We start from the raw sequence: 17,571 nt of genomic DNA on the forward strand, positions 1-17,571 counted from the left end.
GATTACCCCTTGACCGCGCCGGCCGTGAGCCCACGCAGGAAATACTTGCCAGCCAGTACGTAGACCAGCAGTGTCGGCAGGCCGGCAATCATCGCCGCCGCCATGTCAACGTTGTATTCCTTGGCGCCTGTGCTGGTGTTGACCAGGTTGTTCAGGGCCACTGTGATCGGCTGAGAATCGCCGCTGGAGAACACAACGCCGAACAGGAAATCGTTCCAGATCTGGGTGAACTGCCAGATCAGGCAGACCATCACGATGGGCGTGGACATCGGCAGAATGATGCGCCCGAAGATGGTGAAGAAACCGGCACCGTCCAGCCGCGCAGCCTTGACCAGCGCGTCGGGAATGCTGACGTAGTAGTTACGGAAAAATAGCGTGGTAAATGCCAGCCCGTAGACCACGTGAACAAACACAAGCCCGGTGGTCGTGTTGGCGAGGCCCATCTTGCCCAATGTGAAGGATGCCGGCAGCAGGACGGTCTGAAACGGCAGAAAGCAACCGAACAGCAACAGGCCGAAGAACAGCTGCGAACCCTTGAAGCGCCACATCGACAACACATAGCCATTGAGCGCGCCGATTGCGGTGGAAATGATCACCGCCGGAACAGTGATTTTTATCGAGTTCCAGAAATAACCATCGACCAGATCCCAGGCCTTTATCCAGCCGATTGCAGTCACTACGCTCGGCCAGCTCAACAGGTTGCCGGTGCCGATGTCATCGGGGGTCTTGAAGCTGGTGAACAGCATCACCACCAGCGGCACCAGATAAATCAGACAGGCCAGCATCAGTACGGCGTAAATCAGAACACGACTGAAGCTGATGCCCGGTTTGCCAACATGACTAGTCATGGCGTTTGGTCCTCAGCTCGGAATACAGATATGGCACCAGAATCGCCAGGATCGCGCCGAGCATCAGAATGGCACTAGCAGAACCCATGCCCATCTGGCCGCGGCTAAAGGTGAACGAATACATGAACATCGCCGGCAGGTCGGACGAGTAACCGGGGCCACCGGCGGTCATCGCGGCTACCAGGTCGAAACTCTTGATCGCAATGTGCGCGAGAATCATCACGGCACTGAAGAACACCGGACGCAGGCTTGGCAGCACGACGCGCCAGTAGATCATCGGCAAACTCGCGCCATCCATCTGGGCTGCGCGAATGATCGACTGATCGACGCCACGTAGCCCAGCCAGAAACAATGCCATGACGAAGCCGGAAGACTGCCACACCGCCGCGATAACCAGGCAATACACAACGCGATCCTGGTCAACCAGCCAATCGAAACGGAAACCTTCCCAACCCCAGTCGCGCAACATCTTGTCCAGGCCCAGGCCCGGGTTGAGCAGCCATTTCCAGGCAGTACCGGTGACAATCATCGACAGCGCCATCGGATACAGGTAGATGGTGCGAATCATGCCTTCGCGACGAATCCGCTGATCCAGCAAGACGGCCAGCAGGACCCCGATCACCAGGCTGATTGCAATGAACATCCCGCCAAAGACCGCAAGGTTCTTGCTTGCCACCCACCAGCGATCGTTGTCCATGAGACGCGCGTATTGCGCCAGACCGACCCATTTATAGGAAGGCAAAAACGTCGAGTTGGTGAACGACAGTGCGAATGTCCAGAGGATGTAGCCATAGAATCCCACCAGCACGATGAACATGCTGGGGGCCAGCACCAGTTTTGGTAGCCAGCGTTGCAGCGCATCCATTGGCGAGGCTTTGCTGTTCGCAGCGACAGAGCTCATCGGGAATATCCCATCCGGTGTATCGAATTCAGGCCGCAGCCGCAGGTGAAATCAGCCAGGGATTTCAACACTGCGGACGACGGTTAGAGGCGGTTCAGAACGAATTACTTGGCAGATTTGATCGCAGCGGCCAGCTTTTTGGCTGTTTCGGCCGGATCAGCTTTCGGGTCATTGATGTAGTTGGTCACCACATCGAAGAACGCGCCCTGCACTGCCAGCGTGGTTGCCATGTTGTGCGCCATGCTTGGCTGCAGACCACCGGTCTTCGAATCAGCCAGGAAGTCCTTCGCAGCGGTTTGCGCACACGAGTCGAAGCCGTACTTGCTCATGTCGGACAGCATGTCCTCACGAACCGGGATCGATCCCTTGTTGATGCTGAAGACCTTCTGGAAGTCCTCACCCATGGCGACCTTGGCCAGATCCTGCTGAGCGGCAGTGGTGCCCTTGTCTTTCTGCTTGAACACGGCCAGCGAGTCGATGTTGTAAGTAAACGCCTTGTCGGTGCCCGGGAAGGCTACACACTGGTAATCCTTGCCGGCGACCTTCTTGGCGGCGGTCCATTCACTCTTGGCCCAGTCACCCATGATCTGCATGCCGGCCTTGCCATTGATGACCTTGGCCGCTTCCAGGTTCCAGTCCTGGCCCTTGCCGTCGGGATCCATGTAAGTGGCGACTTTCTTCAGCTCGGTGAGCGACTTGACCATGCCTTCGCCGGTCAGCGCACCTGTGTCCAGATCAACGAGGGCTTTCTTGTAACCGTCAGCGCCCATGACCGAGAGCACAACGGCTTCGAATACAGTGCTGTCCTGCCAAGGCTGACCGCCATGCGCCAGCGGAATGAAACCGGCTTTTTTCAGCTTGTCGCCCGCTGCGTAGAATTCTTCGAGAGTGGTGGGTGCCTTGTCGATACCGGCTTTCTTGAAGACTTCAGGGTTGATCCACAGCCAGTTGACGCGGTGAATGTTCACCGGCACGGCTACGTAATCGCCTTCGTACTTCACGGTATCGGAGACTTTCTTGTCCAGCAGGGAGTCCCACTTCTCGGCCTTGGCAACGTCTTTCAAAGCGTCGGTATCAAGCAGGCCGGTAGACGCCCATTCCTGGATATCCGGGCCTTTGATCTGGGCAACGCCTGGTGGGTTGCCTGAAACGGCACGGCTCTTGAGCACGGTCATGGCCGTTGAACCGCCACCACCTGCGACTGCGCCGTCTTTCCAGACGAAGCCGTCTTTTTCAACCTGGGCTTTCAGAACATCGACCGCAGCTTTTTCGCCACCCGACGTCCACCAATGCACCACTTCAACAGTGCCTTTGGATTCAGCGGCGTTAGCGCTCAGAGGGAACAACGAAGCGAGAGAGATGACAACAGCGAGACGTGACATGGAATTCATCGAATTTGACCTTTCTTGTTGTTATGCCTGAGCAAGTCTGGTGCTTGCGCTTCGTGGGAGTCTAACCAAGACCCGCGCCGCGACAGTAACGAAGGGATGCGAAAATGTCACAGATTGGTGACATTTGGAAATCTCTGCACAACCTGGACATGAAGGCCACTATTCGGGAGATCACTCCGCCGTTCGCGGCAGATACAATGTCACCCGCAGCCCGCCACCGCGCAGGTTCTGCAAGCTGACTTCGCCGCCGTGGCTGTGCGCGATGTTGCGCGCGATTCCCAGACCAAGGCCATAACCCTGCTGCTGATTGCCCGCCAGGCGGAAATGTGGCTCGAACACATGCTCCAGACGCTGTTCAGGAACGCCGGGGCCCTCATCATCGACATGTAAGACGAACGCCTGCGCATCGTCCTCAACCTTCAGGTGAGCCCGGTTCCCATATTTGAGGGCGTTGTCGATCAGATTGCCGATGCAGCGCTTGAGCGCCAGCGGTTTACCGGAATACGCAGCCTGTGCCGCGCCCTGCTGCGTGACCCGCCCGCTACCATCAGAGAGCAGCCAGGGTTCGACCAGGCAGTCCAGTAGCGCATTCAGGTCCACCGGCTCGATGTTTTCGTGAATATCGGTGTCCTTGACGCATTGCAGCGCGCCCTTGACCAACAGTTCGAGCTCATCCAGGTCGCGGCTGAACTTACGTTGCAGTTGCTCGTCCTCCAGCAACTCGACCCGCAGCCGCAGGCGGGTAATAGGCGTGCGCAAATCGTGCGAGATGGCACTGAACAACTGACCCCTTTCGGTCAGGTAGCGGCTGATCCGGGTGCGCATGGCGTAGAACGCCCGGCTGACCTCCACCACCTCGCTGCCGCCACCTTCGACCACTGGCACGACATCAGCGCCCAGCGACATGTCTCGCGCAGCCCGCGCCAGACGCTTGAGTGGGCGACTCTGCCAATGCACCAGCAAGCCAATGAACAGCAACAGGAACACACTGGTCAGGACAATGAACGAGACCTGCTGGAGCGGCAGTTCCTGCTCTTCGAGTGACGTGTAGGGCTCAGGCAGCAGCGAGGCAATGTAGAACCATTCTCCGGGGGCCATTTCGATCTGCGTCACCAGCACCGGCGGGTTCACCGGTTCGAGCGTCAGCGCGTAATGCGCCCAGGAACGCGGCAACTCGTCGAGCTTCAGGCCGCTATTGAAGATCCGCAGTTCTTCCGGGCGAGCAAACCATACCGAGATGGCCGGGTCGTTGCCCAGACGCTGACGCAATACGTTGCCGACCACGTCCAGCACCGCCTGCTTGCGCGGCGTGGGTTGCATGATCGGCATGTCCAGCGGGTGATCATTGAGCGAGACCACGAAACGTGTGCCGCCCATGCTGCGCAACTGATCCAGGACCATCGGCCGGTAGACCAGCGGCAATGAGCGAAAGTAACTGACACTGGCCGACATCGAATACGCCAGGCTGCGCGCGCTGGTGACCAGCCCCTCCATCTGTGTGGCACGCAGCTGCGACAGCCAGATAACACTGGACAGCGCCTGAGCCATTAGCACCGCCAGCAACGTCAGCAACAGCATACGCCCCAGCAGCGAGCGCGGCAGTGCCAGGCCGGGTCCTTTCCGGCCGGCAGCAGACGGCTTAATAATTGCCGCCGGCTTGCGTATTAACGTTCGCCGCCAGCAGGTAACCGCTGCCGCGAATGGTCCGGATCAGACGCGGCGATTTGCCGGTATCCCGTAGACGCTGGCGCAGGCGGCTGACCGCCATGTCGACGATTCGCTCCAGCGGCATCAGCTCGCGCCCGCGGGTGGCGTTGCCGATGGTGTCGCGGTCGAGAATCTGCTGCGGGTTGTCGAGAAACAGTTTGAGCAACGCAAAGTCGGCACCGGACAGAATCACTTCTTCACCATCGTTGTGAAACAGTCGATGGCTGACCATGTCCAGCCGCCATTCGTCGAACACAATCACATCGCCGCCCGTACGTTCCTGACCGAACTGGGCACGGCGCAGCAGCGCCTTGATCCTGGCCTGAAGTTCGCGCGGGCTGAAGGGCTTGCCGAGGTAATCGTCGGCGCCCAGCTCCAGACCGATGACACGGTCGGCTTCGTCGGAACTGGCAGTGAGCATGATGATCGGCACATGCGGCTGGCGCGGATGCTGGCGCACCCACTTGCACAGGCTGAAACCGTCTTCGTCGGGCAACATGACATCAAGGATCAACAAATCACTTGGCGCCTCATTGAACGCCTGACGAAAGCCGGAGCCATCGCCCACGGTACGTACCTGAAAACCGGCGCGGCTCAGGTAGGTGTCCAGCAATTCGCGAATCTCCTGATCGTCATCCACCAGCAGGATCGATTTACTGACTGCACTCAAATTTAAGCGTCCTTAGGTTGGCTGCGAAGCTTTGTTGTTATGGGATGTTGCTCAGATCTCCGAACCGAAAGCCTGTTGCAAAGCCACGCCTGAACCCATCAGGCCAGGGTATTCAGCAGTGACCAGCCAAACTGGCAAGCCTTTGAAATAGTCACTCATCACGCCCTTTTCAGCCATGGCACGCTTGAAGCCGCTGTTGATGAAGAAGTCGATGAACCTCGGGACCACGCCACCGACGATGTAGACACCGCCCAGGCCGCCCTGAATGAGCACGTTATTGCCCACCACGCGGCCCAGAAATACACAGAATTGTTCCAGCACCGCTGCCGCCACCGGATCGCCCGCCAGTGCCGCCGAGGTGATCGCGGAAGGCGACTTTAACACCGGCTCGACGTTGTCCAGCGCGCAACTGACTTGATACAGCAGCAACAGACCAGCACCGCTGAGCACCACTTCGGCACTCACATGCTCGCGTTCCGCCATCAGCCGCGCCCACAGCAACGCTTCGCGTGCGCTGCCAATCGGCAGGTCGGCATGCCCACCTTCCCCCGGCAAGGCCATCCAGCGACTGCCTTCCAGCTTGATCAGCGTACCGACCCCCAACCCGGTGCCCGGCCCCACCACCACACGCGGACGATCCGGTTTGCCCTGGCCGTGGCAAACGGTCAGGTATTCGTCGTCCTTGAGCCGGGTCATGCCCAGCGCCATGGCGGTAAAGTCGTTGATCAGCAACAGGTGATCGACTTTCAGGTCGGCGCAGAACGCCTCGCGACTGAGCTGCCAGTGGCTGTTGGTGAACTGAAACAGATCACCGTCGACCGGCCCGGCGACCGCCAGGCACACATAACCGATATCACCACGCTGCAACTCAAGGTCCTGTAAATAGACTTCGATGGCCTTTTCCGGGCCCGCGTAGTCAATGGTCGGGAATACCCGGACAGAATGCAGCGTGTCGTCTTCCCAAATGGCAAAACGTGCATTGGTACCGCCTATATCACCGACCAGGGCCAACTTCACTTGAGCTTCTCCAGACTAGAGGTAAAGGCGCTGGCGCCCTGCTCTGCGGAGCTGAAGGCCATGCGCATGAATCCAAACAGCTCGCGACCGCAGCCGACACTGTTGTCGAGCTGATTGACGGCCGGTTCGCGGGCGGCCAATTCTGACGCTTCGACCAGCACTTGTAACGTGCCTTTTACGCCATCCACGCGGATGACATCACCTTCACGCACACGCGCCAACGGGCCACCATCAAACGCTTCAGGGCAGACATGAATGGCCGCCGGGATCTTGCCTGAGGCACCTGACATCCGTCCATCAGTCACCAGCGCCACTTTGAAACCACGGTCCTGCAGAACGCCCAGAAACGGTGTCATCTTGTGCAGTTCGGGCATGCCGTTGGAGCGCGGCCCCTGGAAACGCATCACGGCGACGAAATCACATTCCAGCTCACCGGCCTTGAACGCATCAGCCAGGTCCTGCTGATCTTCGAAGACCTTGGCGGGCGCTTCGACAATCTGATGCTCTGGAGCGACAGCAGAAACTTTCATCACGCCACGGCCCAGATTGCCTTCCATGACCCGCAAGCCACCTTCCGGCGAAAACGGACGAGACACCGGGCGCAGGATATTTTCGTCCAGGCTTTCCAGAGGGCCTTCACGCCAGACCAGTTTGCCGTCTTCCAGGAACGGTTCTTTGGTGTAGCGGCTTAGGCCATAACCGGCCACGGTGTTGACGTTCTCGTGCAGCAGACCGGCGGCCAGCAGCTCGCGAATCAGGAACGACATGCCACCGGCGGCCTGGAAGTGGTTGATGTCAGCCTTGCCGTTCGGATAAACGTGGCTGAGGGTCGGCACCACTTCCGACAGATCGGCCATGTCCTGCCAGGTCAACTGGATACCGGCAGCCTGAGCAATGGCCGGCATGTGCAGCGTGTGATTGGTCGAACCGCCGGTGGCGTGCAGCGCGACGATGGAATTGACCAGCGAGCGTTCGTCAACAATTTCGCCGATCGGCATGAAATTGCCGCTCTGCATCGTCAGGCGGGTGACCTGCTGCGCCGCCTCGACGGTCAGTGCATCGCGCAACGGCGTGTAGGGATTGACGAACGAGGCGCCGGGAAGGTGCATGCCCATGACTTCCATCAGCAACTGATTAGTGTTGGCTGTGCCGTAGAAGGTGCAGGTGCCGGGGCCATGATAGGACTTCATTTCAGAGTCCAGCAGCTCTTCGCGGGTGGCCTTGCCTTCCGCGTAACGCTGCCGCACGTCGGCTTTTTCCTTGTTGGAGATGCCCGACACCATTGGCCCGCCCGGCACGAAAAGGGTCGGAAGATGGCCAAAACGCAGCGCGCCCATCATCAAGCCGGGGACGATCTTGTCGCAGATGCCCAGCATCAGCGCGGCATCGAACATGTTGTGCGACAGAGCGATGGCAGTGGACATGGCGATCACTTCGCGGCTGGCGATCGCCAGCTCCATGCCCGGCTCGCCCTGAGTCACGCCATCGCACATGGCGGGTACGCCACCGGCAAACTGACCGACCGATCCAATGTCACGTAAAGCCTGTTTGATCTGGGTGGGGAAGTGTTCGTAAGGCTGATGCGCAGAGAGCATCTCGTTGTAGGAAGACACGATCGCCACGTTGGCGGCGTTCATCAGACGCAGGTTTTGCTTGTCTTCCGGGCCGCAGGCAGCGACCCCGTGAGCAAAGTTGGCACATTGCAGTTTGCCGCGCATCGGGCCTTCGCTCGCTGCACCGCGAATCAATTCAAGATAACGCTGACGGGTTTCACGGCTGCGAGCGATGAGCCGCTCGGTTACCTCAAGAATGCGGGGATGCATGTGGTGAACTCCAGGCTAACGTCTAAGGTCACCCGTAAAGACAGTTCCGGTTATCGAGCTGCGACGGCCAGGAAGCTGAACCCTGATCTCGATCAACCCGGAGGGCCTTTCAGGCTTGTAGTTGTAGATAAAACAAAATATTGCCACTAAAAAGGCTTGTTTTCTATTTCTATGAGAATAATCTTGTAATTCCAACAACAAATTCAGAAGGACGGCTGTATGACTCTTCGTATCGCAATCAACGGTTTTGGCCGAATCGGCCGCAACGTCCTACGCGCACTGTATACCCAAGGCTACCGTCAGGACCTGCAGGTCGTCGCCATCAACGATCTGGGCGACAGCGAAATGAACGCACACCTGCTGCGTTTCGACACCGTACACGGCCCTTTCAGCGGCACGGTCGAGTGCGACAAGGAAAGCCTGACGGTCAACGGTGACCGTATTTCGGTCAGCGCGATTCGCAACCCTGCCGAACTGCCGTGGAAAGCGCAGAATATCGACGTGGTGTTCGAATGCACCGGTCTGTTCACCAGCCGCGACAAGGCCGCCGCACACCTGACTGCCGGTGCCCGCAAGGTGATTATCTCAGCCCCGGCCAGCGGCGCCGATGCCACCATCGTCTATGGTGTCAACCATGACACGCTGCGTCAGTCGCACCAGATCATCTCCAGCGCTTCCTGCACCACCAACTGCCTGGCACCGGTCGCTCAGGTGCTGCATCGTGAGCTGGGCATCGAAACCGGTCTGATGACCACCATTCATGCCTACACCAACGACCAGAACCTGATCGACGTCTACCACACCGACCCCTACCGCGCCCGTTCGGCTACGCAGTCGATGATTCCGAGCAAGACCGGCGCTGCCGAAGCCGTTGGCCTGGTACTCCCGGAACTGGCAGGCAAGCTGACCGGCATGGCCGTGCGCGTGCCGGTGATCAATGTGTCGCTCGTCGACCTGACCGTAACCCTGAAGCGTGAAACCACCGCTGAAGAAGTTAACGCATTGATGAAAGAAGCCAGTCAGCATTCAAAAGTGCTGGGTTACAACACCCTGCCGCTGGTCTCCCACGACTTCAACCACAACCCGCTATCGTCGATTTTCGACGCCAATCACACCAAAGTCAGCGGAAAGTTGCTCAAGGTCCTGTCCTGGTACGACAATGAGTGGGCGTTCTCCAATCGCATGCTCGACAACTGCCTGGCGCTGCATAACGCGCAGTAACAGTTTCATGAGCGCCGTAACAAGCGTTCCGATGCTGCGGAACGAGAGGTATCTCCTGGATTCACTCTCGTTCCTGCGCCCCAGCGTGGTAACGCCGTTCTGGACGCCCTGCGTCCGACCTTGAGCGAGCCGTGCGAAGCAGATTAATGTGCACGATGTCACAACAGGTAATCCATACCGGAACGTAAGAAACAAGACACTTCCGGGATAAACATTTACAGATCTGCGCTTGACCCGACAGGAAAATGAGAAGCATTATCATTTGCCTGAATCTTCGGTCGGGCTCACATGTGTCGCAGTCTCATTTCAATAATGTCTTTATGGCCCAACGTGCCGTGCTGTTGCGCACCTTGCAGCGCATGGTCGGCAGCCACAGCGCCGCCGAGGACCTGCTTCAGGAAACCTGGTTGCGTGTCAGTCGTGCGCTGACCGAACACTCCGTCGACCATCTCGAACCCTTCGTCTTTCAGACCGCCCGCAATCTGGCTCTGGATCATCTGCGTGCGCGGCGCATTCATGGCCGCACCATGATCGAAGATGTCTCGCCAGCCCGACTGGAAGCTGTCGTTGCACAGCTCGGCGCACCCGAGGATGCCGCTCATGCCAAGCGCCTGCTCGAAGGCCTGAGCGCCAGCCTGAGCACACTGAGCCAGCGTCAGCAAAAGATCTTCACCCTCAGCCGCCTCAATGGTTGCAGTTACCTGGAGATCGCCGAGCAGTTACAGGTCTCGGCCAGCACTGTGCAAAAGGAACTGAAGCTGATCATGGCGATCTGCGTGGGCGTGATTTCAAGGCTTGACCCGCCCTGAATGCTATCGCAGGCTCCAGACTCTTATCGATAAAGTTTCAGGACTCAGAGGAACACCGTGCCCCCGAAAACAGAGCATCCTCAAGCAATTGCGCAGGACGTATTGAGCGATTGTGCAATGGATCAGGCGCTGACCTGGCTGATCGAGCTGGAAGATGCCGATGCGGACCGGCTGGCCCGTTTTCAGGAATGGCTGAATGCCGATCCAGAACATGCGCGCGCGTTCGACAAGGCGCGGGCGATCTGGCAGTCACCAACGGTTCAACTCGCTGCTGAACATATTGCGCAACCGCGCAAGCGTTCGACGTGGCAACGTGTCCGCCCGCACTGGAAATCTCTGGCGACCGCTGCGGTTCTGCTGCTGGGGCTGTTCAGCTTCAGTCACCTGCCCTTACGCTTGCAAGCCGACCACCTGACAGTGGTCGGCGAGCGTCAGCGTCTCGAACTGGCCGATGGCTCCAGGGTTTTGCTCAACACCAACTCTGCGCTCTCCAGCCGCATCGATGACCAGCAGCGCTCTGCCCGACTGCTTCAAGGCGAAGCATTTTTCGAGGTGGCGTCCAGACCGGGTCTGCCATTGCAAATCGACGCAGGTCCAGTACGCATGAGCGCCAGCAGCACCGAGTTTTCGGTGCGTTATCTGGATGGCGTCGCGCAAGTGGACGTGCAGCGCGGCGCTGTCGAGGTGCGTGCGTTACAGGGCAACTCCAGCCTCAGCCTTGCGGCGGGGGAACGCATTCGCGTCGGGCCTGGCGGTTTCGGGCACAGGGAAAAGCTTGATCCGGCCCGTGACCTGGCCTGGGTGCAGGGCCGACTGATCTTCGACAACAGCCCGCTGAGCGAGGTGCTGGCTGAACTGCGCCGCTACTATCCCGGCTGGATCATCAACACCAATGCGCAACTGGACCGTGTCGCAGTTACCGGAAACTACCGTCTGGACAACCCGCTGGACGTGGTGCGTTCGCTGGCGCAGATCACCTCGGCAAGCTTGCATGAAATGCCCGCGCTGGTGATCCTCAACTGAGGCAGGATTTTTTTACTCGATAGCCACTGGCCGTTCGTCTAGTTATAGCAGATGCAACTGATTCTCATCCCGAAACAGTTTGTAAACACTATAACGAGCCACACCCCAGGGAGCGCTACCGATGTCATCCACGTTCACGCCTGTCGCCCGAGACCGCGCACGGCTTACACTTTCGCTACTGACCATCGCGATCCTCGGCTCAGGCCTGCAAGCACTGCCTGCCCACGCGTCCAGCGAAAATGCACCGTCGGCACGCCCGGCAGGCACCTACCGTTTCTCCATCAGCCAGCAACCGCTAGTATCAGCCCTGAATGAATTCAGCCGCATTACCGGCTGGCAAGTCGGTGTGTCATCAGAGCTGGCGCAAAACGTAACGTCACAGGGCGCAAACGGTAATCTGAGCGCGGCAGCCGCTCTGGACAACTTGCTGGCGGGCAGCGCGCTGAGCTATCGCAACCTGGGCAACAACAATGTGGTGCTGGAAAAACGCATCGCTGGCGTCATGGCGCTTGATCAGATCACGGTGAGCGCTACGCGTCAGGCACAGGAAGTGGCCACCGTACCGAGCACTGTCAGTGTTCATTCGCGCAAACAGCTGGACCGTCAGAACGTCAATTCCATTCGCGACCTGGTGCGCTATGAGCCAGGTGTTTCAGTGGGCGGCGCAGGCCAGCGTGCCGGCACAACCGGTTACAACATTCGCGGGATCGACGGCAACCGCATCCTGACCCAGGTCGATGGTGTTGAAGTGCCCGACAGTTTCTTCACCGGCCCTTATGCGCAGACCCACCGCAACTATGTCGATCCCGAAATCGTCAAGCGCGTGGAAATCCTTCGCGGCCCAGCCTCAGCCCTGTATGGCAGCAGCGCCATCGGCGGCGTGGTCAGTTATTACACGCTGGACCCGGATGACATCATCAAACCCGGCCAGGACGTCGGCGCGCGTTTGAAAACCGGCTACAGCTCGGCAGACGAGAGCTGGCTGAACTCTGCCACGCTGGCCGGGCGGCAGGGCGAGTTCGACGCGCTGCTGCACTTGAGCCAGCGCAACGGTCACGAAACCGAATCCTATGGCGAGACGGGCGGCACTGGCCTGAGCCGCACCGAAGCCAACCCTCAGGACGCCCGCAGCACCAACGTGCTGGGCAAACTGGGCTGGAATTATAGCGATGGCGCGCGTCTGGCGCTGGCCTATGAAAAGTACAAGGATGATCGCGACAGCAACCTGAAAAACGCGGTGGGAGGACCGTTCGCCAATGGCAGCGGGCTGGGTATGTATCGGTCGCGCGAAGGCAGCGACACCATTACCCGCGAACGCTTCGGTGTCGAGAACACGTTCAGTCTCGACAGCCTGCTGGTGGATAACCTCAAGTGGAGCCTGAACTACCAGACCGCCAGGACCGACCAGAGCACTAACGAACGTTATTTCCCGTTCTCCCGCGATGTGTATCGCCAACGCGAGACGGAGTATCAGGAAAAACAGTGGATCTTCGACGCCCAGCTGGACAAGGCATTTTCCATCGCCAGCACTGACCATGTGCTGACCTACGGCACCACCATCAAGCAACAGAAAGTCACCGGGCTGCGCAGCGGCAGCGGGACCTGTGCCCGGGTGTTCGGCTCCTGCCGTGTGGTCGGCGCCGACAGCCCGAGCGACCGACTGATCGCCACCAGCGACTTCCCGGACCCGACCATCACCAGTTATGCCCTGTTCGCGCAGGATCAGATCAGTTGGAACGACTGGACCTTCATGCCCGGCGTGCGCTACGACCACACGCGACTCGAACCGAAGTTCACTCAGGCGTTTCTCAACTCGGTCGACCTCGCAGACCCGAGCGAGGCCAACGATGAAACGAAGACCTGGCATCGCCTGTCACCCAAGTTTGGCGTGACTTACGCGCTGACTGACCAATACACAGGGTATGGCCAGTATGCCGAAGGGTTCCGCACGCCCTCGGCAAAATCACTTTATGGTCGCTTCGAAAACCCGAGGGCCGGCTACACAGTCGAGCCGAATCCGAACCTGAAGCCGGAAACCAGCAACAGTTATGAAACGGGGCTGCGCGGCCGCTTCGAATCCGGCTCGTTCGACATCGCCGTGTTCTATAACACGTACCGCGACTTCATCAACGAGGACGCGATCAAACCCGGCTATGACGAACTGACCTTCCAGTCGAACAATATCAAGCACGCCACCATGAAAGGCGCCGAGTTCAAGGGGCGTCTGAATCTCGACAGCCTGGGCGCGCCGAGCGGCCTGTACAGCCAGGCATCCATTGCTTACGTCCACGGCCGCAACGATGACACGGGCGAGCCGATCAACAGCGTCAACCCGCTGACCGGAGTCATCGGCCTGGGGTATGAACAGAACACTTACGGCAGCCTGCTGAGCTGGACGCTGGTCAAGCGCAAGACCCGCGTGGACGACAGCAACTTTCATACGCCGGATGGCACCTCCAGCCAGTTCAAGACACCGGGCTTCGGCATTCTGGACCTGACCGGCTATTACAAGGTCAGCAACGACGTGACCGTGAATGCCGGCCTGTACAACCTGACCGACAAGAAATACTGGCGCTGGGACGACGTACGCGGCTACGACGGCGTGGGTGAGGCCGGCGTGACTGCGCCTGCCAATCTTGATCGCCTGACCCAGCCGGGACGCAACTTCGGCGTCAACGTGGTGTGGGACATCTGAACCCGACGTGACTGAAAGCCCGCCGTCCAACAGTGACGGCAGGCTTTTTCACGCTCTCGGAGCTGGCTGTTCGTCTATTCAACCCTCCCCTTTTTCAGCAAGGAAGACTTCGATGCCCCTCGACCCGATCCCGACGACCCTGCGTTCGCAACGCCTCAATCAGATTACTCACGCGCCGCATGAACAGCTCGACAAGGCGGTCAAGGCCTATGCACCGTTTGCAACACTGGTCAGCTATGCACGCTTTGTGGTCGCCCAGTACCTGTTCCAGAGCGAACTGCAAAGCCTGTACAACGACCCGGCGCTCCAGGCGATCATCCACGACCTGCCCGCGCGCTGCCGGGCGGCACAGGCCAAGGCAGACCTTGCCGACCTGAATATGGACATTCCGCTGCCCGTGCCCGGCGCAGTACACGGTACACACAATGCCGAGGCGCTCGGCTGGCTGTTCGTTTCCGAAGGTTCCAAGCTGGGCGCGGCGTTCCTGATCAAACGCGCCGAAGCGTTGAACCTGAGTGACCGTTTCGGTGCCAGACACCTGGGCGAGCCCGAAGGTGGCCGCGCCGCTGGCTGGAAGACCTTTGTCAGAACGCTTGACGACCTGCCGCTGACTGCCGGGCAGGAAGCGCAACTAGATCAAGGTGCCATTGCCGCTTTCGAGCGTTTCAATGTGCTGCTGCAACACGCCTATATCGATGCACCTGTCGCCGAAGCAGCGCAGGCATGAAAAAGCGCCCGGTGCTGTTAAGCTGGCCGGGCTTTCTGAACCAGCCTGTAGAGACCATGACGTACAAACCACCCGGCTCACGAATTTCACGCCTTTTATATGGCATCCTCGCCTATACCGCGCTCGGCATAGGCATCGTTGCGATCTTTGTTCCTGGCCTGCCGACCACTGAATTCATTCTGCTGGCTGCCTGGGCAGCAACACGCAGTTCGCCGCGACTGAATGCCTGGCTGGAAAACCATCGCGTATTCGGGCCAATCCTGTACAACTGGCGTAATGGCAGACTGGTTGCCCGCAAGGCCAAGATCAGCGCAACCATCAGCATGCTGGTGTGTGCAGTGGTCATGCTGAGCCTGATCGGTCACGCCTGGTGGCTGTATCTGGCCCTGAGCGGGATGGCGCTGGGCAATATATGGATATGGTCGAGACCGGAACCGGCCAAAGCGGACCGCTGAGCGAGAAAGTCCAGCAAGAGCGGCACACCGCGCATAAGGCTGAACCGCTCCGGCGCGATCAGTGTCTGACTGAGCATACTTATCATTTGATGGAGTAACTTCATGTACGAGCCAGGCCATCTACATCTCACCCACGTAGCGCTGCAACCGTCGGATATCAGCTATGACATCCACCTGCGCTACGACGTGAACGAAGACCCCAGAGAAGGCACCTCCATGCATTTCACCATGCAAGGTGAAATCGGTGGCAAACCGTTTGAAGAGCAATTCCAGCTGACCCGCGACCTGGCATTCAACTTCGCCCACGACGCCAGCCGCATCGCCATCAGACATGGCCTGCCCAATTCCGCCGCACTGCCAATTGCCAGTCACAAAGACTACGACCAGATGTTCGAAGACATTCGCAACAAACTGAACATCAAATCCGGCGAGCCTGTGAAGCCGGAGCATCTGGAGTAGGGCTACAAGCTACAAGTCGGGATCATCATGCCAGCGCTCTGCGTCCAGCCTTTAAGGTGTGACGCTGAGCGTCACGAAGCGCATTCCCATGCTGGAGCGTGCGGAGCGAGAGGCGTCCGAAAGAACACCTCTCGCTCCAATGCGTTGGCATGCAGTTATGGGCGCTCCACGTACAGCCTTGAACGTGCACCAGGCATTGGCAGAGTGTAATCGCCCGCACGCTCACCACCGGATTTCACTAAACCCGACGCCACAAGGCATACTTGCCGCCCCTCCGCAGCGAACCGTTAACGCCTCATGCGCATTCACGTCAGCTTCATCGATCGCGTCGGCATCACCCAGGAAGTGCTGGCCATTCTGGGTGGGCGCAATCTGAATCTGGACGCAGTGGAAATGGTGCCGCCCAACGTCTACATCGATGCGCCAACCCTCAGCCATCAGATGCTCGAAGAACTCAAGGATGCGCTGTTCAGGGTCAGGGGCGTCGAAGCGATCACAGTCGTGGATATCCTCCCCGGACAGCGACGCCACCTGCAACTGGACGCGCTGCTCGCCGCGATGACCGACCCGGTGCTCGCGCTGGACAGTGCGGGGCATGTGTTGCTGGCCAATCCCGCGCTCATCGCCCTCATTGGTCGTGAGCCGGCAGGTGAATCCATCGACGAACTGCTGGCAGCACCCGGTCTGCAGACAACATTGTTGGAAAACGGCTTTCGGCTGCCGTTGCGCGAGATCACCCTGGACGGTGAAGCGTTGTTGCTCGATGCGACACCGATCACCGAAGCAGGCGCGCTGATCACGCTCTACCTGCCCAGCCGGATCGGCGAACGTCTGTCGGCCTTGCACCATGATCACGCCGAAGGTTTCGATGCCTTGCTGGGCGACTCAGCGGCTATCCGCACGCTCAAGGCCCGTGCACAACGCGTTGCGACGCTGGACGCCCCCTTGCTGATTCAGGGTGAGACCGGCACCGGCAAGGAACTTGTGGCCCGAGCCTGCCATGCCAGCAGTGCACGCCATGGCGAGCCGTTCCTAGCGTTGAATTGTGCGGCGCTCCCGGAAAATCTGGCTGAAAGCGAGCTGTTTGGCTACGCCCCCGGTGCGTTTACCGGTGCCGCGCGCGGCGGCAAGCCGGGACTCATGGAACTGGCCAACCAAGGCACCGTCTTCCTTGACGAGATCGGCGAAATGTCGCCTTACCTGCAAGCCAAACTGCTGCGTTTTCTTAACGACGGCAGCTTTCGGCGCGTTGGCGGGGATAGAGAAATCAGGGTCAATGTACGGATATTGAGCGCAACCCATCGCGACCTGGAAAAAATGGTCAGCGAAGGCACATTCCGCGAAGACCTGTTTTATCGACTTAACGTCCTCAACCTGCACGTACCGCCGTTGCGTGAGCGTGGTCAGGACATTCTGTTGCTGGCCCGCTACTTCATGGAACAGGCCTGCGCACAGATCCAGCGCCCGGTCTGCAGACTGACGCACGCCACCTACCCTGCCCTGCTGGGCAACCGCTGGCCGGGCAATGTGCGGCAATTACAAAACGTGATATTTCGTGCGGCTGCCATCTGCGAAGCCACTCATGTGGATATAGGCGACCTGGACATTGCAGGCACCGCAGTGGCCCGTCAGAACGACGCCCCTATTGACAGCCTAGAGAACGCTGTAGCGGCATTTGAAAAGGAATTGCTGGAAAAGCTTTACACAGATTATCCCTCCACACGCCAACTTGCGGCCCGCCTGCAAACCTCCCATACCGCCATCGCACAGCGCCTGCGAAAGTACGGAATATCTGCCAGGCCATAGCATGGCGCCAGAGTTCGTG

At 59.1% G+C, this 17,571-nt stretch carries 15 protein-coding genes; 8 read left to right on the forward strand and 7 right to left on the reverse strand.

Features of this window, described 5'->3' with window-relative positions:
* Positions 1-2: 2 nt before the first annotated feature.
* The 7 genes from N018_RS19635 to edd all read right to left on the reverse strand — a co-directional run bounded on the left by N018_RS19635 (position 3) and on the right by edd (position 8,357).
* Positions 3-848 carry a carbohydrate ABC transporter permease gene (locus tag N018_RS19635; RefSeq protein ID WP_024645600.1) on the reverse strand — a complete coding sequence of 282 codons (846 nt, stop codon included), beginning with the start codon at positions 846-848 and terminating at the stop codon, positions 3-5.
* Positions 841-1,749, reverse strand: a complete 909-nt coding sequence (locus N018_RS19640) for a carbohydrate ABC transporter permease (RefSeq protein WP_024645601.1) — start codon at positions 1,747-1,749, stop codon at positions 841-843. The genes N018_RS19635 and N018_RS19640 overlap by 8 nt, the downstream gene beginning before the upstream one ends.
* Before the next feature lie 104 nt (positions 1,750-1,853).
* Positions 1,854-3,140, reverse strand: a complete 1,287-nt coding sequence (locus tag N018_RS19645; RefSeq protein ID WP_024645602.1) for an ABC transporter substrate-binding protein — start codon at positions 3,138-3,140, stop codon at positions 1,854-1,856.
* Positions 3,141-3,311: 171 nt separating this feature from the next.
* A complete protein-coding gene (locus tag N018_RS19650) occupies positions 3,312-4,718 on the reverse strand; it encodes an ATP-binding protein (RefSeq protein WP_025390537.1) in 1,407 nt (468 codons plus the stop codon).
* Positions 4,719-4,779: 61 nt separating this feature from the next.
* Positions 4,780-5,517 (reverse strand): response regulator, encoded by a 738-nt coding sequence (locus tag N018_RS19655; RefSeq protein ID WP_024645604.1) that lies wholly within the window; start codon positions 5,515-5,517, stop codon positions 4,780-4,782.
* A gap of 51 nt (positions 5,518-5,568) precedes the next feature.
* Positions 5,569-6,534 (reverse strand): glucokinase, encoded by a 966-nt coding sequence (locus N018_RS19660; RefSeq protein ID WP_024645605.1) that lies wholly within the window; start codon positions 6,532-6,534, stop codon positions 5,569-5,571.
* Positions 6,531-8,357 carry a phosphogluconate dehydratase gene (gene edd / locus N018_RS19665; protein ID WP_024645606.1) on the reverse strand — a complete coding sequence of 609 codons (1,827 nt, stop codon included), beginning with the start codon at positions 8,355-8,357 and terminating at the stop codon, positions 6,531-6,533. The genes N018_RS19660 and edd overlap by 4 nt, the downstream gene beginning before the upstream one ends.
* A gap of 219 nt (positions 8,358-8,576) precedes the next feature.
* Between edd and gap the strand changes: the two genes are divergently transcribed.
* The 8 genes from gap (at position 8,577) to N018_RS19705 (ending at position 17,552) form a co-directional block, all read left to right on the forward strand.
* Complete coding sequence (gene gap / locus N018_RS19670; RefSeq protein WP_007253014.1) at positions 8,577-9,578, forward strand: type I glyceraldehyde-3-phosphate dehydrogenase; 1,002 nt, start codon at positions 8,577-8,579, stop codon at positions 9,576-9,578.
* A gap of 290 nt (positions 9,579-9,868) precedes the next feature.
* Positions 9,869-10,387, forward strand: coding sequence for an RNA polymerase sigma factor (locus tag N018_RS19675; RefSeq protein ID WP_024645607.1), 519 nt, complete (start codon positions 9,869-9,871; stop codon positions 10,385-10,387).
* A 57-nt stretch (positions 10,388-10,444) separates the two neighbouring features.
* Complete coding sequence (locus tag N018_RS19680; protein ID WP_025390538.1) at positions 10,445-11,410, forward strand: FecR family protein; 966 nt, start codon at positions 10,445-10,447, stop codon at positions 11,408-11,410.
* A 121-nt stretch (positions 11,411-11,531) separates the two neighbouring features.
* Positions 11,532-14,105 carry a TonB-dependent hemoglobin/transferrin/lactoferrin family receptor gene (locus N018_RS19685; RefSeq protein ID WP_025390539.1) on the forward strand — a complete coding sequence of 858 codons (2,574 nt, stop codon included), beginning with the start codon at positions 11,532-11,534 and terminating at the stop codon, positions 14,103-14,105.
* Between the two features lie 112 nt (positions 14,106-14,217).
* A complete protein-coding gene (locus N018_RS19690) occupies positions 14,218-14,832 on the forward strand; it encodes a biliverdin-producing heme oxygenase (RefSeq protein WP_025390540.1) in 615 nt (204 codons plus the stop codon).
* Positions 14,829-15,287, forward strand: a complete 459-nt coding sequence (locus tag N018_RS19695) for a YbaN family protein (RefSeq protein ID WP_024645611.1) — start codon at positions 14,829-14,831, stop codon at positions 15,285-15,287. The genes N018_RS19690 and N018_RS19695 overlap by 4 nt, the downstream gene beginning before the upstream one ends.
* Positions 15,288-15,389: 102 nt before the next feature.
* Positions 15,390-15,746, forward strand: coding sequence for a DUF5064 family protein (locus tag N018_RS19700; RefSeq protein ID WP_024645612.1), 357 nt, complete (start codon positions 15,390-15,392; stop codon positions 15,744-15,746).
* A gap of 297 nt (positions 15,747-16,043) precedes the next feature.
* On the forward strand, positions 16,044-17,552 hold the full coding sequence (locus N018_RS19705) for a sigma-54-dependent transcriptional regulator (protein ID WP_024645613.1): 1,509 nt from the start codon (positions 16,044-16,046) through the stop codon (positions 17,550-17,552).
* Positions 17,553-17,571 lie beyond the last annotated feature (19 nt).

It is taken from the genome of Pseudomonas syringae CC1557, assembly GCF_000452705.1.
Classification (GTDB): Bacteria; Pseudomonadota; Gammaproteobacteria; order Pseudomonadales; family Pseudomonadaceae; genus Aquipseudomonas; species Aquipseudomonas syringae_F.

Bases quoted from the DNA above. Each gene is read 5' to 3' on its own strand.
- N018_RS19635 (WP_024645600.1), bottom strand. From the start codon at position 848: ATGACTAGTCATGTTGGCAAACCGGGCATCAGCTTCAGTCGTGTTCTG.
- N018_RS19640 (WP_024645601.1), bottom strand. From the start codon at position 1,749: ATGAGCTCTGTCGCTGCGAACAGCAAAGCCTCGCCAATGGATGCGCTG.
- N018_RS19645 (WP_024645602.1), bottom strand. From the start codon at position 3,140: ATGAATTCCATGTCACGTCTCGCTGTTGTCATCTCTCTCGCTTCGTTG.
- N018_RS19650 (WP_025390537.1), bottom strand. From the start codon at position 4,718: ATGCTGTTGCTGACGTTGCTGGCGGTGCTAATGGCTCAGGCGCTGTCC.
- edd (WP_024645606.1), bottom strand. From the start codon at position 8,357: ATGCATCCCCGCATTCTTGAGGTAACCGAGCGGCTCATCGCTCGCAGC.
- gap (WP_007253014.1), top strand. From the start codon at position 8,577: ATGACTCTTCGTATCGCAATCAACGGTTTTGGCCGAATCGGCCGCAAC.
- N018_RS19685 (WP_025390539.1), top strand. From the start codon at position 11,532: ATGTCATCCACGTTCACGCCTGTCGCCCGAGACCGCGCACGGCTTACA.
- N018_RS19690 (WP_025390540.1), top strand. From the start codon at position 14,218: ATGCCCCTCGACCCGATCCCGACGACCCTGCGTTCGCAACGCCTCAAT.
- N018_RS19695 (WP_024645611.1), top strand. From the start codon at position 14,829: ATGAAAAAGCGCCCGGTGCTGTTAAGCTGGCCGGGCTTTCTGAACCAG.
- N018_RS19700 (WP_024645612.1), top strand. From the start codon at position 15,390: ATGTACGAGCCAGGCCATCTACATCTCACCCACGTAGCGCTGCAACCG.
- N018_RS19705 (WP_024645613.1), top strand. From the start codon at position 16,044: ATGCGCATTCACGTCAGCTTCATCGATCGCGTCGGCATCACCCAGGAA.